Origin of the sequence: Streptomyces sp. NPDC048331, from assembly GCF_043201215.1 — a bacterium.
GTDB lineage: Bacteria > Actinomycetota > Actinomycetes > Streptomycetales > Streptomycetaceae > Streptomyces.
Genome location: NZ_JBICYT010000003.1, coordinates 342,219 through 359,400 on the forward strand (window position 1 = coordinate 342,219; position 17,182 = coordinate 359,400).

General features: G+C 72.3%; 14 protein-coding genes. 9 read left to right on the forward strand and 5 right to left on the reverse strand.

The genetic code is table 11. The features are described 5' to 3' along the window. Positions 1 to 10: 10 nt before the first annotated feature. A complete protein-coding gene (locus ACGFYY_RS07525; protein WP_393707638.1) occupies positions 11 to 790 on the reverse strand; it encodes an MHYT domain-containing protein in 780 nt (259 codons plus the stop codon). A gap of 177 nt (positions 791 to 967) precedes the next feature. Here ACGFYY_RS07525 and ACGFYY_RS07530 point away from each other — a divergent pair, with 177 nt between their 5' ends. Next, on the forward strand, positions 968 to 1,567 hold the full coding sequence (locus ACGFYY_RS07530; protein WP_393707554.1) for a class I SAM-dependent methyltransferase: 600 nt from the start codon (positions 968 to 970) through the stop codon (positions 1,565 to 1,567). A gap of 51 nt (positions 1,568 to 1,618) precedes the next feature. On the opposite strand, the gene ACGFYY_RS07535 is transcribed toward ACGFYY_RS07530, so the two are convergent. Next, a complete protein-coding gene (locus tag ACGFYY_RS07535; protein ID WP_393707555.1) occupies positions 1,619 to 2,533 on the reverse strand; it encodes an oxygenase MpaB family protein in 915 nt (304 codons plus the stop codon). Positions 2,534 to 2,668: 135 nt separating this feature from the next. On the opposite strand from ACGFYY_RS07535, the gene ACGFYY_RS07540 reads away from it, so the two are divergent. Both ACGFYY_RS07540 and ACGFYY_RS07545 read left to right on the forward strand, forming a co-directional pair. Next, complete coding sequence (locus ACGFYY_RS07540) at positions 2,669 to 3,463, forward strand: hypothetical protein (protein ID WP_393707556.1); 795 nt, start codon at positions 2,669 to 2,671, stop codon at positions 3,461 to 3,463. Between the two features lie 259 nt (positions 3,464 to 3,722). Then, entirely contained in the window at positions 3,723 to 4,733 is a 1,011-nt protein-coding gene (locus tag ACGFYY_RS07545) for a polyprenyl synthetase family protein (RefSeq protein WP_393707557.1), read from the forward strand. A 247-nt stretch (positions 4,734 to 4,980) separates the two neighbouring features. Here the strand turns inward: ACGFYY_RS07545 and ACGFYY_RS07550 are convergent, their stop codons facing one another. Beyond that, the gene (locus ACGFYY_RS07550; protein ID WP_030767739.1) at positions 4,981 to 5,163 is read right to left on the reverse strand and encodes a hypothetical protein; all 183 of its coding nucleotides are present in this window, start codon (positions 5,161 to 5,163) and stop codon (positions 4,981 to 4,983) included. Between the two features lie 184 nt (positions 5,164 to 5,347). On the opposite strand from ACGFYY_RS07550, the gene ACGFYY_RS07555 reads away from it, so the two are divergent. The 4 genes from ACGFYY_RS07555 to ACGFYY_RS07570 all read left to right on the forward strand — a co-directional run bounded on the left by ACGFYY_RS07555 (position 5,348) and on the right by ACGFYY_RS07570 (position 12,831). After that, entirely contained in the window at positions 5,348 to 8,353 is a 3,006-nt protein-coding gene (locus ACGFYY_RS07555; RefSeq protein ID WP_393707558.1) for a DEAD/DEAH box helicase, read from the forward strand. Positions 8,354 to 8,356: 3 nt separating this feature from the next. Continuing rightward, on the forward strand, positions 8,357 to 9,730 hold the full coding sequence (locus ACGFYY_RS07560) for an SWF or SNF family helicase (protein WP_393707559.1): 1,374 nt from the start codon (positions 8,357 to 8,359) through the stop codon (positions 9,728 to 9,730). A 215-nt stretch (positions 9,731 to 9,945) separates the two neighbouring features. Further along, positions 9,946 to 11,253 (forward strand): GAF domain-containing protein, encoded by a 1,308-nt coding sequence (locus ACGFYY_RS07565; RefSeq protein WP_393707560.1) that lies wholly within the window; start codon positions 9,946 to 9,948, stop codon positions 11,251 to 11,253. 54 nt (positions 11,254 to 11,307) lie between these two features. Continuing rightward, a complete protein-coding gene (locus tag ACGFYY_RS07570; protein ID WP_393707561.1) occupies positions 11,308 to 12,831 on the forward strand; it encodes an aldehyde dehydrogenase family protein in 1,524 nt (507 codons plus the stop codon). A gap of 116 nt (positions 12,832 to 12,947) precedes the next feature. Here the strand turns inward: ACGFYY_RS07570 and ACGFYY_RS07575 are convergent, their stop codons facing one another. After that, complete coding sequence (locus tag ACGFYY_RS07575) at positions 12,948 to 14,066, reverse strand: acyl-CoA desaturase (protein WP_365264979.1); 1,119 nt, start codon at positions 14,064 to 14,066, stop codon at positions 12,948 to 12,950. A gap of 7 nt (positions 14,067 to 14,073) precedes the next feature. Beyond that, complete coding sequence (locus ACGFYY_RS07580; protein ID WP_393707562.1) at positions 14,074 to 15,129, reverse strand: ferredoxin reductase; 1,056 nt, start codon at positions 15,127 to 15,129, stop codon at positions 14,074 to 14,076. Positions 15,130 to 15,215: 86 nt separating this feature from the next. Between ACGFYY_RS07580 and ACGFYY_RS07585 the strand changes: the two genes are divergently transcribed. Continuing rightward, on the forward strand, positions 15,216 to 16,355 hold the full coding sequence (locus ACGFYY_RS07585; protein ID WP_393707563.1) for a PucR family transcriptional regulator: 1,140 nt from the start codon (positions 15,216 to 15,218) through the stop codon (positions 16,353 to 16,355). 322 nt (positions 16,356 to 16,677) lie between these two features. Next, positions 16,678 to 17,133 (forward strand): helix-turn-helix domain-containing protein, encoded by a 456-nt coding sequence (locus ACGFYY_RS07590; RefSeq protein ID WP_393707564.1) that lies wholly within the window; start codon positions 16,678 to 16,680, stop codon positions 17,131 to 17,133. Positions 17,134 to 17,182: the final 49 nt, after the last annotated feature.

Consider the following 17,182-nt stretch of genomic DNA (forward strand, 5'->3'; position numbering starts at 1 on the left):
CGGTTGTCGGTCAGTGGGCTGTCATGGTCCGCTCCCCCACGTGCCGGGCCGAAGCGGAGGCGGCGCGCTCGTCGACCGTCGGGGAGAGCGCGACGAAGGCGGCGGTGATGAACAGGTAGGAGCCCAGACCGACCGCGAGCGGGAAGATGAACTGCATGGCCGTGGCGCCGGGCAGGACCGCGTCCGAAGGACTGACGCCGACCGCGACGGCCATCATCCCCGTGTAGTGCATGCTGCTGACGGCGGCACCCATGACGAGCGAGGCGACGGCGACCGCCACCGGTGACTTGATGTTGAGCGCGGCCCACAGGGCGGCGGTCGCGGCGATCACGGCGATGGCGACCGAGAGCCCGACGGTGAGCGGGTCGTAGGAGACGTCTCCGTGCAGTCGCAGGGCCGCCATGCCCAGGTAGTGCATGCTGGCGACGCCGAGTCCGGTGGTGAGGCCGCCCAGCACCATGGACCGCCCGCGTTCCTTGCCGTAGCCGACGGCGAAGACGCCGGCACCGACGACCAGCACGGCGACGAGCAGACTGAGGATCGTGAGCGGCACGTCGTAGCGGATCTCGGTGCCCGTGACCTCGAAGCCGAGCATCGCGACGAAGTGCATGGTCCAGATGCCGGTGCCGATGGCGGAGGCGGCCGTGAGGAGCCAGTTGCGGCGAGAGGCTCCGGTGGTGGCGAGCGCACGGACGGTGCAGCGCAGCCCGAGGGCGGCGCCGATCGATGCCATCACATATGACAGCACGGGTGTCAGCCACCCATAGGCGGCGTGGTCCAGATGTCCCAGGTGTCCCATGGCCACGGGACGCTAGTCCGGGTGAGGGCGCGAACAGGGGGCGCATTTCGAAAGCAGCTGGAACTGCTGGAATATGACAGAGCTACGTTCATCTCCGATCGCACCACGTGCCAGCTTGCACACGGTCCACTGAGACGCGGGCGGACCGCCGTGGGGGATCATGGGCCCATGAGCGAAGACCGGACACACGTGCAGGAGTTCTTCGGGGCCCGCGCGGCCGACTGGGACCGCAAGTTCCCCGGGGACGGGCCCGCGTTCACCACCGCCGTGACCGACTTCGGACTGCGGCCCGGAGACCGCGTGCTCGACGCGGGCTGCGGCACCGGGCGGGCCATGGCCGCGCTGCGGACCGCCGTCGGACCGGGCGGGACCGTGCTCGGCGTGGACCTCACCCCGCAGATGTTGGCCGCCGCACGGCGGGCGGGGCGGGACGCCGACGGCGCCCTGCTGCTCGCCGACGTGGCCCGGCTGCCCGTGCGCGACGAGGTGCTCGACGCGGTGTTCGCCGCCGGTCTCATCGCCCACCTGCCGGACCCGGGGGCGAATCTGCGCGAGCTCGCCCGGGTGGTCCGCCCCGGTGGCGGGCTCGCGCTGTTCCACCCGATCGGGCGAGCGGCCCTCGCCGCGCGCCACGGCCGCGAGCTGACCCCGGACGACATGCGGGCCGAGCACAACCTCGGCCCGCTGATGAGCGGTTCGGGCTGGGACATGACCTCGTACGCGGACGACGACGACCGCTTTCTGGTGCTGGCCGTGCGTCACCCGTGACATACGCCGGTACGTCGACACCTCGCCCGGGGTCCGCGGAGGTGCCCGGGATCAGGCCGGAGGCTGGGCCTCGGCTCCGGCGGGCCGGCGGGGATGCGGCACGGGGCAGCCGCCCGAGCCGGGCACGGGGAACGTGCCGAGCTCACCCACGTCGTAGCCGTCCGGGTAGCCCTTGATCTCCGGGTTCTGGCGAGCGTAGTGCGGGGCCCGACGCGGCGGCAGCAGCCGTACCGCCCGGCCGCGCAGCCACAGGGCGCCCTGGACGAGGCGCCGAACCGGGGCGGGCGGGGCCGCGTACCGGAAGGCGTCCAGGAGCGACTCGTCGAGGAGGGCGAGACTCGCGCGCCGCACGGCGGGGGCGACCGGCGCCGGGTACCAGGAAGCCATGAGGTCGAGGGTGGCGTCGGCGACCTCACGGGCGCCTTCGTCCCAGCCGAAGTGGGCCTCCTCGTAGGCCGCGAGGGTGGCTTCGAACTCCTCAAAGGAGCCCGGGATGTCCGTGATGCCCAGATGACGGCCGAGGGCGGCGTAGTAGTTCGCGCAGGCCCGACGCTCGTGGTGGGTCAGCGGACGCCAGCCGTACGCGTCCAGCCAACGCGCCGGAATCACCACGAAGGTGCACAGGACGTACCGCATGTCCTCGTTCGAGATGTCGTAGCTGCGGTGCATCTGGTTGACGCGGCGGATGGCGGTGCGCGCGGTGTCGCTCTCGAAGCCGTGCTCGACGACCGCGTCCAGGAGCAGCGCGGTGTCGTCATACCGCTTCTGGGTGCGGTCGGTGAACTCGGCCGTCTCGGCCAGCAGGCCACCGATGCTGGGGACCGCGTAGGTCCGGAACAGTGCGAGTTCCAGGGCGCGGGCGAAGTCCCAGGGGAACTCGTAGGTGGCGGTGAGCCGGTAGATGGCGAGGAAATCCTTGTCGGGATCGAGACGGAGGATCTCCCTCAGCCGATCGTAACGCTGCACCTGGTGTCCCTTTCTGTGGCGGGTCCCCAACTCTACGTGCAGGTAGCAGCCTTGGAAATCGTGTCCCGCCGGCTCTCGACGGGCGGGTTACCCGCTGGTTAAGGTGCGCCGACGAGAGAGCTACCAGGAGGCCAGGTGTCCGACGACGAGGGTGGCGGCTCGCTGTACGTGCTGACCGCTGTGCTGCTGACCCCGGCGCAGTTCCCCAGCATCTTGGGCGACGACTTCCCCGAGGCCTGCGCCCTGCTGGGCGTGGCGCCGGGCGGGGAGGGGTACGGGCTGGTGCTCGGCCAGGACGAGGAGGGCGCGCGCTGGACGGTCGTCGTGGACGACGTCTCGCTCGTCGCGACGGCCATCGCCTCCTGGGACTGCGGGATGGAGTACGACCTGTCCCCCGACGAGCGGTCGATCGTGGTCTCGTTGGCGGGCTGGCCGCTGGAGTTGTCGGTGGCCGCGTCGGGGATCCCGGAGCCGCACGATCCCGCGCAGGGAGCCGACGGTACCGGGCGGGTCCCGCTCGCCCCACCCTCGGCGGACGCATGGGGTCCGGTGCAGCGGCGGATGGGTGCGGACCAGATCGCGCGGGAATGGGCGGACTGGCGGGAGCGCGAGGCCACGGACGGCGGGGCGGCCGCCGCCGCGCATCCGGGGCTCTCGCGGGCACTGGAAGAGGCCCTGGCGTACACGAAGACCCCGCCGCCGCTCGGCCGGGTGCGGTCCTCCTTCGCCGGCGAGGGGGCGCGGACGCTTCGGGTGGACGGGCCCGGCTGGTCGCTGGTGGCGCGTACCGGTGAGGCGGCCTTCGTCCTGCTGGACGAGGAACCGAGCGAGGTGCTCACCGTCCCCCGCGAGGGGAACGACCTGCCGGACCTGCCCGACCTGGCGGACCTACTGACGGAGCTGGACCGGATCGCGGTCCGCCCGTCATGAGCCGGGGCCGGAGCGGGCGGCGTCGGCGGTGACGGCGACAGCGGGCGGGATGTGCGACCCATACCGATCGGTTCGTCGACGCCCGATCCCAGGCACGGGCCGCACCGACCCCTCTTCATCGAAAAGATCCGGCCGATGAGGCCGGAAATCGCTCTGGATCCCCTTCCTCCGGAATGATCGAATCGGCCAGTCACGCGGCGCAAAGGTGTGCACCTCGCACCCGCGGCCCATTCCACGACGGAGGCCATTCTTGAATTCCATGTCCTACCTGGACCTGCACCGGGAAGTTTCGCAGGACATCGACGCGGAGATCGACACCGCGCTGGCGCGCCTCGGCCTTCTGGCCGGCACGACAAGGAACTCGGTGGCCAAGCTCTTGGAGCACCGCAAACTGAGACATCCCCTGTCGGTGCTGCCGCTCCTCACGCACGGCATAGAGACCGGCAATCCGAAACCAGCCATTCCGCTGTCCGCCGTGCATCTGCTGTGGTGGACCTCGGCCTGCTATCTCGACGACCTGGCGGACGCCGACGGCGCCTCCATCTCCGGCGAGCTCACCGAGAACGAAGCACTGCTCGCCTCCGTCATCACGGGAAACTCCCTGCCCATTCAGATCCTCATGTCGCAAGATCTCCCGGAGTCGGCGCGCGGTGCGCTGATAACCGAGATCCTCAACGGCTGGATCATCGGCGTCGACGGGCAGATCGACGACATGCGCGGGGACATCTGCGGCGCCTCGCGGAAATCGGTGGTCGAGACGTACCGCGGCAAGTCCGGCGCCCCCTTCGGAATGATCACGGCAATGGCCGCCATATTCTCGGGAACGACGGCCGAGCGGGTGGAGCTGTGGCGGGAATTCGGCTACGTCTTCGGCATCCTTTGGCAAATATTCAACGACCAGGAAGACATCCTGTCCGGTCGTAACGAAGACCTGCTCAACGGCACCGTCACCTATCTCCTCGCCTCCGTCGTCGAGGACGCCTCACCCGACCACCGGGAGCACATCCTGGGCCTGTGCGCCACCGCCGGGCGCTCACATCAGGCCAGGACGGAACTGGAGGGGCTGCTACGAACGCCCACCGCCCTGGACCGGTACCGGGCGGAGATCGACGCGTTCCGCGCCGAGGGGCACCGCATCCTGGACGAACTGGGCGGCGACGAGACCTACGTGCCGGTACTCCGGCACCTCGTGGACCACGCGTCCCAGATGCTGCTCGAAGCGGACCTCGACCTCGATCTCGTCCCGGTCGCCGCGAGTAGCGCCGCCTGACCCGACGGTCGTCGCGCGCGGCGCCGCCCGACCCTGACCCAGACCCTGACCCGGTCGTCGTCAGCGGCGCCGCCCGACCCTGCCGTCGCCCGGGCGGGCCGCACCGCTCGGGCAGGCCGCACCGCTCGAGCGTGACCGCGAGGGAGCGGATACGCACCCAGGCGGACCCCCGCCCCGCGGTCCTGCCGGGCTCCGCGCCGAAGCCGGAGCCCGGCCGCCCGGAAGGGGGACCGCGCGGCGGCTGCCCTCAGCGGCCTATCTGCTTCCTGGACACGCCTCGCAACCGACGCCGCTGGGAGGGGTCCAACAGGAGATAGGCGGCGAGCGGCACTCCGATCAGGACCAGCAACCCCGCCCAGAACCCCACGGTCCAGAACAGCGCGATGGCTGCCACGACTCCGGCAACCGCGATCTTTCCGCTCGTGGACATCTGCGGACACCTCCTTCTGCCGTCGACCACTACCACCCGCTCAACGCACCGTCACGACCGCGCGTTCCCCGACACCCGAACGGCCTTCGAAGTGACCCGGGTCACGGCCGCGCCCCCGTCGCCGGGCGCCCGCGGTGGGGTACCCTCGGCCACCCCGTACCCAGTAGTCAAGTTTGAGGAATGCGTGCGCTCCGAGATCTCCGGCCTCATCCACCACTCCGCCGTGTTCCTTCCCGCGGACCCGGCCCGCGGCGGCCGGATCGCCCTCATGCGGACCGACGGCCGGCCCCCCGTCGCCGACGTCGAGGGCAGCCGGGAGGCGCTCACGGTCATCACTCCCGACCTGCGTCGGGCCACCGTGGCCGCGCTCGTCCTGTCCATGGATGAAGCCCTACCCCTGCTCACCCGCGCCCGGTCCGTCGCGGCGGAGGCCGACACCGCGGCGACCGGGACCGACACCTCGGCGGCCGAGGCCGACGCCCTAGCGACCGGGGCCGACGCCGCGGCGTTCTGGGGCGCCGCCGCGCTGCTCGCCCTGCGCTTCGCCGCGCGCGGCCGGCTCCTGCCCGGCTTGAGTACCGCCGGCCACGACGCCTGGCGGATCGGGCCGCTGGACGCCGCCGACCTCGAAGAGATCCGCGGGCTGGCCGCGGCCATGCCGCCCGCCGCCCACTGCGTGCCGCTGAACGTCGACGGGCCGCCCCGGCTGCCCGCACCGGAGCCGCTGCTGCGGGCCTTCCTCGATGCCGTCGCCGACACCCTCCCCCGCTCCCCCGCCGCCCGCGCGGCCGCCGGGGGGCCTTCCTACGCCGACCGCCCGCCGCGGCTCCACCCCGAACTGCGCGGATGGGTCGCCGAGGTCGCCGCCGCGCACGACGCCGGGGTGCGGATCTCCCTGCGGGTCGAACTCGACCGCGTCCCCGATCCGGGCGCGGTACATCCGCCCGAATCCGCCCCCGTCTTCCGCGCCGTCCTGCAGCTGCACAGCCTGGCCGACGCCGCCCTCGTCGCCGACGCCGCCGACGTCTGGGCCGGATCCGGAGCCACCGCGGCCGCCTTCCCGCCCGGGGCCCGGATGGACGCGCTGCGCGCCCTGCGCCGCGCCGCCCGGTTGTGGCCCTCGCTCGACCCGCTGCTGGGCGCGGCCGTCCCGGACAGGGTCGAACTCGCCGACGAGGAGGTCACGGAGCTGCTCGGCGAAGCCGGCGCCGCCCTGGGCGCCGACGGGGTCCAGGTGCATTGGCCGCGCGGTCTCCTGCGCGATCTCAGCGCCCGGGCCGTCCTCGGCTCGGCCGACGACACCGCCGCGAGCACCCGCCCCTCCGGTCTGCTCTCCCCGGGCGCCCTGCTCTCCTTCAGCTGGCGCCACGCCCTGGGCGACCAGGGCGATCTGACCCGGGCCGAGCTCGACCACCTGGCCGAGTCGAAGCGCCCCCTGGTCCGGCTGCGCGACCGGTGGGTCCTGGTGGATCCCGCCGAGGCCCGCCGGGCCCGCGCCCGCCAGGACCGTAAGATCGCGGCCGCGGAGGCGCTGGCCGCCGTACTCACCGGGTCGGCGGAGATCGACGGCAAGTGGGTCGACGTAGCGGCCACCGGCCCGTTGGAAGGACTGCGTGCGCGGCTGACCGCCGACCCGCAGGAGGACCCCGCCGCCGTCGGAGCGCCGCCGGAGCTGCGCGCCACCCTGCGCGACTACCAGCTGCGCGGCCTGCGCTGGTTGGCCCGGATGACCTCGCTCGGCCTCGGCGCCTGCCTCGCCGACGACATGGGCCTCGGCAAGACCGTCACCCTCATCGCGCTCCACCTGCACCGCAACCGGCCCACGGACCTCACCACCGCCGGACCCACCCTGGTGGTGTGCCCAGCCTCTCTGCTGGGCAACTGGCAGCGGGAGATCGAGAAGTTCGCCCCCGGCACCCCCGTACGCCGCTTCCACGGCCCGGGCCGCAGCCTCACCGGACTCACCGGCCTTCCTGACCCCACCGATGCCACCGATGCCACCGACCTCACCGACCCCACCGACCTCCGCAGGGGCTTCGTCCTCACCACCTACGGCACCATGCGCCTGGACGCGCCCGAACTCGCCGCCGTCCGCTGGGGCATGGTGGTGGCCGACGAGGCCCAGCACGTCAAGAACCCGCGTGCGTCCACCGCCAAGGCCCTGCGCACCATTGCGGCCCCGGCCCGCGTGGCCCTGACCGGCACCCCCGTCGAGAACGACCTCTCCGAGCTGTGGGCCGTCCTCGACTGGACCACCCCCGGGATCCTGGGCCGCCTCGGTACCTTCCGCTCCCGCTACGCCGACCCCGTCGAAAGCGGCCGTGACCCGCAGGCCGCCGCCCGGCTCGGGGCGCTCGTGCGGCCGTTCCTGCTGCGTCGCAAGAAGTCCGACCCCGGCATCGCGCCCGAGCTGCCGCCCAAGACCGAGACCGACCACACCGTCACCCTCAGCCCCGAGCAGACCTCGCTCTACGAAGCGGTCGTACGCGAGACCCTCGCCGCGATCTCGGAGTCGGACGGGATGGAACGGCGCGGTCTGGTGGTGAAGCTGCTGACCTCCCTCAAGCAGATCTGCAACCACCCTGCCCACTACCTGCGCGAACACGACCCCACGGTCCGCGGTGCCAAGGATTCCGGTGGCAGCGCCGCCGCTCGCTCCGGGAAGCTGGAACTCCTCGACGAGTTGCTGGACACGATCCTGGCGGAGGGCGGCTCGGTGCTGGTCTTCACCCAGTACGTGGCCATGGCCCGCCTGATCGAGCGGCATCTGCAGGCCCGTGGGATCGGCTCGCAGTTGCTGCACGGGGGGACGCCGGTGCCGCGCCGTGAGGAGCTCGTCGACCGGTTCCAGGCGGGCGAGGTCCCGGTCTTCCTGCTGTCCCTGAAGGCGGCGGGCACCGGGCTGAACCTCACCCGGGCCGGGCACGTCATCCACTTCGACCGCTGGTGGAACCCGGCCGTCGAGGAACAGGCCACCGACCGCGCCTACCGCATCGGCCAGACCCAGCCCGTCCAGGTCCACCGCATCATCGCCGAAGGCACCGTCGAGGACCGGATCGCACAGCTCCTCACACGCAAACGGGCCCTCGCCGACGCCGTCCTCGCGGGCGGCGAGGGCGCGCTGACCGAACTGACCGATGCCGAACTGGCCGAACTCGTGGCGCTGCGCCCGACCACGCGCGGGGAGTGAGTGATGAACATCCGAGGCCGGGACCGAAACAGCGACCGAGACCGAGACCGAGACAGCGACCGAGACCGGGACCCGGACCGCGACCGGGACCCGGACCGCGACCGCGACCCGGACCGCGACCGCGACCGCGAGCCGGACGAGAAGACCTTCCCGGCCGTGCCGCCCACCCGCGGCCGCGGCTTCGCCCACACCTGGTGGGGTCATGCCTGGCTGCGCGCCCTGGAGGACAGCGCGCTCGACGGGACGCAGGTCAAGCAGGGCCGCCGGTACGCGCGGTCGGGTGCGGTCGGCGCGGTGTCGGTACGTCCGGGCGGGATCACCGCGGTGGTGCGCGACCCGGACGGGACCGCGCACCGGACGGACGTGCTGGTACAGGAGTTCACGGAAGCGGAATGGAACCGGCTGTTGGATCTGGCGGCCGCGGAGGCCGGGCACATCGCGGCTCTGCTCGACCGGGAGGTGCCGCCGGAACTCGCCGAGGACGCGGCCGCCGCCGGGGTGGATCCGCTGCCCGGCCTCGGAGACCTCGATCCGCGCTGCGACTGCGGCGAATGGGACCACTGCCCGCATACGGCCGCACTCTGCTACCAGGTGGCCCGGCTGCTGGACCAGGACCCGTTCGTCCTGCTGCTCCTGCGGGGCCGGGGCGAGCGGGAGCTGGTGGAGGATCTGGCGGACCGGAGCAGGGCGAAGGCGGAAGCGGAGGCCCCGGACGGGCCTGTCGACGAGGGGGTCCCGGCGGCGAAGGTCTTCGCGGCCGACGATCCACGCCCCGCGCTGCCCCCGCTCCCGGAGCTGCCCGAGGCGCCGGGCCAGCCGCCGACGCTGGACACCGAGGCGGAACCGGAACCGCCGCTCGATGTGGACGCGGTGGAGTTCCTGGCCCAGGCGGCCGTGACCGAGGCCTACCGGCGGCTCGCGGAGGCCCTGGCTCCGGGCCACGCCGATCGCGCGCCGGCGGCCCCGCTCACCTTCACCGAGGACGCCGTACGCCTCACTGCCGAGGCCGATGACGTCCGGGTCCGCTCCCGCCTGGCGGCGGCTACCGGACGCAGCCGGGCCGAGATGGAACTGGCCGTACGCGCCTGGGGCTTCGGCGCGGCCCCGGCCCTCGCGGCGCTGGAGGACGACTGGACGCCGGACCGGAGCACACTGGCCCGCGCCCGGGCGGCCCTGGCCACGGCCTGGGCGGACGGGGAGGCTCCGGTGCTCCGCCGGGTCCGCGCCCGCTGGACGCGGGCGGGCTCCGACCGCCAGCTCCGGCTGGGGCGGGAGGGACGCTGGTGGCCGTACCACCGCGAGGAGGGGCGGTGGATCCCGTCGGGCCCTTCCGCGCCGGACCCCGGCTCGGCGTCGGAGGCCGATCCCGCCCGGTGAGGTTTCGGCCCGCGCGAGCCGCGTACCGCCGCCGCCCTGGCCGACGTACTGCTTGCCGGGACCCGATCCCCGGACGACGATGGAGACGCTCGACGACTCGACGACTCGACGGCTCGGCAACTCGGCGGAGCCGCAACTCGGCGGAGCGGCCGCTCGACCACTCCGCGGCTCCGTACGTCCGTAGCCCGCACCGCGCGGCACCTCGGGAGGGTGACATGGGCGATCCGTCGGTGGCGCTGCCGGGCGGGGCCGATCCGGCGGCGCGCACCCGCGAACTACGGCGCGCCCATGCCGCGTTCACACGCGACGGGCGGGTCGACGCCCCGGTGCGGGCGGTCATCGCGCGGTCCTGGCGGCGGTGCGCGCGGGCCCGGCTCAGCCCGGAATGCGCGCCGCGGGTGGAACTCGCGGAGGCGGAGCTGCGGTCGTACCGGGAGGAGCACCCGCTGGCCCCGGTGATGCCGCTGTTCCGAGATCTCGTCGGGGCGTTCGCCGCGCAGGGGGCGCACCTGCTGGCGGTGTGCGACGCCCGGGGCAGCCTGTTGTGGGTGGAGGGCGAACCGGGCACCCTGCGGCGCGCCGAGGGCCTCGGGTTCGTCCCGGGCGCGCGCTGGGCGGAGTCGGCGATGGGGACCAACGCCCCCGGGACGGCGGTCGCGACCGGCGAGCCGGTGCAGGTCTTCGGGGCCGAGCACTTCAGCCGTCGGGCGCATCCGTGGACGTGCGCGGCGGCCCCGGTGCGGGATCCCCGGACGGGCAGGCTGCTGGGCGCGGTGGACATCACCGGGGGCGACGGCCTGGCCCACCCGCACTCCCTCGGCTTCGTTCGAGCGGTGGCCCGGGCGGCGGAAGCCCAGTTGACCCTGCTCGCACCGGAACCGCCGGCCGCCCCGGACACCCTGACCGCACTGGGTCAGGACGAGGCGCTGCTGGTGACCGCCGGTCGCACGCTCCGACTGGGACGGCGGCACAGCGAAATCATGGCGCTGCTGGCGCACCACCGCGAAGGCCTCTCGGGCGAGGAGTTGACGATCGCCCTGTACGAGGACGAGTCGGTGTCACCGGTGACACTGCGCGCCGAGATATCCCGGTTACGCGCCCTGCTCGGACCGTCGGCGCCGCTCTCGCGCCCGTACCGGACCGCCGCGCCGTTGGAGGCGGATTTCACCGCCCTGACCCGGCAGTTGGCCGCCGGGGCGGTGTCCGCGGCCCTCCACCACTACCCCGGGCCGCTGTTGCCCGCGTCCACGGCGCCGGGCATCGTCCGGCTGCGGCGTCGGATCGAGGACCAGGCGCGGGCTGCGGTGATCGCGCGGGCCGATGCCGGGCTGCTGACCGACTGGGTGTGCGGCCCGTGGGGCGCGGACGATCCGGAGGCGTGGCGGGCGCTGGCGGCGGCGCTGCCGCCGGAGCGCCGACCGGCCGCGCTGGCCCGCGTACAGGCCCTGGACCGGGAGCTCGGCACACGTCCGGACCCTCGCGCCGGGACGCGTGCAACGTATCCGCAACCTGCCCGCTCCTAGCCTCCGTCCGAGCGCTGTCCGACGGCGGCCGGCGCCCGGCAAGGGGAGGACACCATGGCCCGCTACGCTGCGCCCGGAACCGAGGGGGCGCTCATGACGTACGCGCCCCGCTACGACCACTTCATCGGCGGCGCGTACGCTCCGCCCGCCCGTGGCCGGTACTTCGAGAACCCCTCCCCCGTCAACGGCCAGGTCTTCACGGAGGTCGCCCGGGGCACCGCCGAGGACGTGGAGCGGGCCCTGGACGCGGCCCACGCGGCGGCGCCCGGGTGGGGGCGTACTTCGGCGACCGAGCGGGCGTCGATCCTGCTGCGCATCGCCGACCGGACGGAACAGCACCTGGAGGCCCTCGCGGTCGCGGAGACCTGGGAGAACGGCAAGCCGGTGCGCGAGACCCTGGCGGCCGACCTGCCCCTGGCCGTCGACCAGTTCCGGTATTTCGCGGGAGCCCTGCGGGCGCAGGAGGGCGCGCTGAGCCAGCTCGACGACGACACCGTCGCCTACCACTTCCACGAACCGCTGGGCGTGGTCGGTCAGATCATCCCGTGGAACTTCCCGATCCTGATGGCGGTGTGGAAGCTGGCCCCGGCGCTGGCGGCGGGCAACACCGTGGTCCTCAAGCCGGCCGAGCAGACCCCGGCCTCCGTCCACTACTGGCTGAGCCTGGTGGCGGACCTGCTGCCGCCGGGCGTGGTCAACATCGTCAACGGTTTCGGGGAGGAGGCGGGCAAGCCCCTCGCGTCCAGCCCTCGGGTGGCGAAGATCGCCTTCACCGGGGAGACGGCCACCGGCCGGCTGATCATGCAGTACGCGGCCGAGCACCTGAAGCCGGTCACCCTGGAGCTCGGCGGCAAGAGCCCGAACCTCTTCTTCGACGACATCTGGTCCACGGACGACGACCTGCGCGACAAGGCCCTGGAGGGCTTCACCATGTTCGCCCTGAACCAGGGCGAGGTGTGCACGAGCCCGTCGCGCGCCCTGGTCGAGCGGGGCCGGTACGGGGACTTCCTCGACGCTGCCGTCGCCCGTACCGAACTGATCGTGCCGGGGCACCCGTTGGACACGGACACGATGATCGGGGCACAGGCCTCCGAGGAGCAGCTGAAGAAGGTCCTGTCGTACGTGGAGATCGGCCGGCGGGAGGGGGCGAAGATCCTCACGGGCGGCGAGCGCCGACAGCTGGAGGGCGACCTCGCGGGCGGCTTCTACGTCGAGCCGACCGTGTTCGAGGGCGACAACCGCATGCGGATCTTCCAGGAGGAGATCTTCGGTCCGGTGGTGTCGGTGACCTCGTTCCATGACTTCGAGGACGCCGTCCGGATCGCGAACGACACAGCGTACGGCCTGGGCGCGGGCGTCTGGACCAGGGACATCAACACGGCCTACCGCGCGGGCCGTGCGATCCAGGCGGGCCGGGTCTGGACGAACTGCTACCACGCGTACCCGGCGCACGCCGCTTTCGGCGGCTACAAGCAGTCGGGCATCGGCCGGGAGACCCACAAAATGATGCTGGAGCACTACCAGCAGACGAAGAACCTCCTGGTGTCCTACTCGCCGAAGCGTCTCGGCTTCTTCTAGGGCCGCAGGAAGGCGCCTGACCTGGGTGTTGTCCGGCAGGCGCCTTCGGCTCGACCCGCTCGAAGCCGGCATCACGCCGGGAGCGCCCGCCGGAGGGGCCGAAGCGGTACCGGGAGTCAGGCCGCGGCGAGCTCCGGCTCGCGGTCCGGCGTCGTGACCTTGGGCTTCCTGTTCGGCAGCGAGAGCCGGACGACCTTGCGCCACGCGGAGTACACCTGCTTGGGCAGGGGCCCGGTGACGTACTCCAGCTCGTACTTCTCGAACAAGGCGCGCACCTTCACCGCGACCTCGGCGTACCGGTTGCTCGGCAGGTCCGGGAACAGGTGGTGCTCGATCTGGTGCGACAGGTTGCCGGTCATGAAGTGCATGGCCTTGCTGCCGCTGATGTTCGCCGAGCCCATCATCTGGCGCAGGTACCACTGGCCGCGCGTCTCGCCCTTGATCGACCGGCGCTCGAAGACCTGCACACCCTCGGGGAAGTGCCCGCACATGATCACCGAGTGGGACCAGATGTTGCGGACCAGGTTCGCGGTGAACGTGGCGGCGAGCGTGGTGAGGAACGACGGGCCCGAAAGGAGCGGGTGGATCACGTAGTCCTTGAGCACCTGCTTGCGGATCTTGCGGCCCACGGCCCTGGCCCGCGCGCGGAACTCCGGGTTGTTGCGGCGGCGCTTGTGCAGGTTCTTGCCGAGTTCCAGGTCGTAGGCGGCGATGCCGTACTCGAAGAAGCAGGCGTTGATGAAGTTCCACAGCGGCTGGCCGAGGTGGAAGGGGTGCCACCGCTGGTCCTCGTCGACTCGCATGATGCCGTAACCGAGGTCGTTGTCCTTGCCGATCACGTTGGTGTATGTGTGGTGCAGCTCGTTGTGCGAGTGCTTCCACTGGTCGGCCGGTGAGACGTGATCCCACTCCCAGGTGGTGGAGTGGATCTTCGGGTCCCGCATCCAGTCCCACTGGCCGTGCAGGATGTTGTGGCCGATCTCCATGTTGTCCATGATCTTCGCCACGGACAGCCCGGCGGTGCCGATCAGCCACGCGGGCGGGAAGAACGAGAACAGCAGGACGCCCCTGCTGACCAGTTCGAGCTTGCGCTGCGCCGAGATGACCTTGCGGATGTAGGCGGCGTCCTTCTCACCCCGGCTGGCGATCACCTCGTCGCGGATCGCGTCCAGCTCGCGGCCGAGCTCCTCGATCTGCTCCGCGGTCAGGTGGGCGGTGGGGTCGATGGCGGTCAAGGTGCTCCTACCGTTCGATGTCGCAGGGGCCCGCCGCGGCGGACACGCAGGTCTGGATGAGGACGCCGGGCTCGGCCTCGGTGATCTCGCCGGTGCGCAGGTCGCGGACGGCGCCCGCCGTGAGCGGTGTGACGCAGCCGAAGCAGATGCCCATGCGACACCCGGACGGCATGAGTACGCCGGCCTCCTCGCCGACGTCCAGCAACGGCGTGGCGCCGTCCGCGTCGACGGTCTTGCCGGTGGTGCTGAACGTGACCTGGCCACCGTCGCCGGTGACGACGACGCCGGGGCGGAAGCGTTCGGTGTGCAGGCGCTCCGGGACGCCGTGCTCGGTCCAGTGCTTCTCGGCGGCGTCGAGCAGGCCCGTGGGCCCGCACGCCCAGGTCTCGCGCTCGGCCCAGTCGGGGACGAGTTCGCCGAGACGGGCGATGTCGAGCATGCCGTCCGTGTCGGTGTGCAGCTCGGTGAGACGCAGCTTCTTGTCCGCGACCAGGTCGTGCAGCTCGTTGCGGAAGATCACGTCGTGCGGCTGAGGTGCGGAGTGGACCATGACGACGTCGTCGAACTCGCTGTCGCGCAGCATGCCCATCACTGGCGTGATGCCGCTGCCGGCCGTCAGGTAGAGCACCTTGGCGGGCTTGACCTCCGGCAGCACGAAGTCACCGGTCGCCTGGTCGAGCTGGATCAGCGTGCCCGGTTCCGCCTTGCGGACCAGGTGGTTGCTGACCTTGCCGTCCGGGATCGCCTTCACGGTGATCGTGATCCGGCCGTCCCCGCGGTGTGTCGGCGAGGTGACCGAGTAGGCACGCCACAGGCGTACCCCGTCGACGTCGACCCCGATCCGTACGTACTGACCGGCCGTGTGGCCGCGCCAGCCCCGTCCCGGCCTGATCACGATCGTCGCGGCGTCACCCGTCTCGGGGTGCACGGCCTCGATGCGCCCCCGCAGATCTCCCCCCGCACGCAGCGGGCTGACCAGGTCGAGGTAGTCCGACGGCAGCACCGGCGTCGTGACCATCTCCAGCAGTTTCCACGCCCTACTGCGGAGGGCTGCACTCGTCATGAGCCCAGCTTGATGCGCTTCGGAGGGTAAAGTCCTGTCCGTAGGACGTGAATCTGATCGGTTGAGTTGTTCGCAGGGAACAAAAAGTGAGCCATGCAGTCCGGAGGGCCAGCGAGCTGGTCCTGGATGAGACGACGGTCACCGCGCTTCGGGCCGCGCTGAGGACCACCGCCGACGAGGTCGTCCAGGCGATCATCGACGAGGTCCCGCCCTACGCCAACGCCCTTTCGGGCCGTATGGGCGCCACCATCCGCCGAGCCGTCCGCACCGCCCTGGGCCTCTACCTCGACCTCGCGAGCGGGAACGCCACCGGCGGCGACGCCGGCGCCGCGGCCTACGAGCTGGGCCGTGGCGAGGTCCGCGACGGCCGTTCCATGGACGCCCTGCTCAGCGCCTACCGGGTCGGCGCCCGCGTGGCCTGGCGAGGCCTGGCCGCGGGTGCCGTACCCGCAGGCCTGCCCGCCGCCCAGGTCGCCAAGTTCGCCGAGCTGACCTTCGCCTACATCGACGAGCTCTCCGCCGCGAGCGCCGCGGGCCACGCCGACGAGCTGGCGGCGCGTGGTCGGGCCCACGAGCGCCACCTGGAACAACTGGCCCGCGACCTGCTCTCCGGGGCGAGCCCGGACGTGCTCCTCGCCGCTGCCGGGCGGGCCGGGTGGCAGCCGCCGGTTTCGCTGACCGCCGTCCTGCTGCCCGCCGCCCAGGCCCGGCCGGCCTACCGCACGCTCGACCCGAACACCCTTGTCCTCGACGATCTGCCGGACGCCTCCGGCGTGCTGCTCGTCCCCGATGCCGACCGGGCGCACCTCCTGAGGCGGCTGCCCGACCGCACCGCCGTGGTCGGCCCGGCCCGGCCGTGGACGCGTGCGTCCGCCTCGTACGCGCGAGCCGTACGCGCGCGGTCCCTCTCCGCCGACATCCGCGACACCGAGGACCACCTGCCCGAGCTGGTACTGAGCGCCGACGCGGACGCGTTCGCCGACCTGCGTGCCCGAGCCCTCGCACCGTTGCGGACCTTGCGGGCCGCGACCGCGCGGCGGCTCGAGGAGACGTTGCGGGCGTGGCTGCTGCACCAGGGCAGGCGGGACGAGGTGGCGGCGGCGCTGTTCGTCCATCCCCAGACCGTCCGGTACCGGATGTCGCAGCTGCGGGAGCTGTTCCCGGATCTCGGGTCGCCGCACCGGGTTCTCGAACTGACGCTGGCGGTCGGTCTCCGGGTGGGCTGACCGACCCCTGGCCCCCAGGCCGTCTCTTCCGGATCACGCCCTAGCAGTGGCAGAGCCCCGGATCCGCGATCCGGGGCTCTGCCGCTGCCGGCGCCGATCCGTCCGCGAGTCCCGCGTGTCGACCGAGCCCACCCCCGTGAAGCTCGGCCACGTTTCGGCCGGCGCCGCCGCCCCTCGACACTTCAGTGGCGCGGAAGCATTGGTAACGTACACCAGAGTAACTGTTCGGCGTCAACCACAGTGTGGCCGGAATCGAACTGACGGGCTCCGACGAACACTGTGGTGGATTTGGACCCGGCATCGCACCAAGGAGGTCGTGTACGTGGAGGATGACCGGTCGCCCACCTTCGCCCAGCTCCTGGACCACCTGTTCCGCGAGGTGCACCCGCCCTCCCGGGGGCCCTACACCTATGCCGAGGTCGCCGAGGGGATCCGTAAGGCCGCGACCGGCGAGGGACGCGGGGTGACGGCGAGCGCCATCCAGCAACTGCGCACCGGCGCCAAGCGGAACCCGACGCGGCACACCATCAAGGCCCTGGCCGATTTTTTCGGTGTGCCCGCGGGCTACTTCGTCGACAGCGCGGCGGCCGAACGCACCAAGGCGGAGATCGGCCTCCTCGCGGCCATGCGCGACCGGGACGTCCGCAAGGTGGCCCTGCGCGCCAACGGCCTGAGCGTGGACAGCCTGAAGATGCTGTCCACCGTGATCGAACAGGCCCGGAAGCTCGAAGGGCTCACCACCGACGACGACGCGCCGGACCTGAACCTGGACGACTGAACCCCGCCCTCGAAGCGAGGTCGCGGACATGTCAACATGGGGGCGCGCG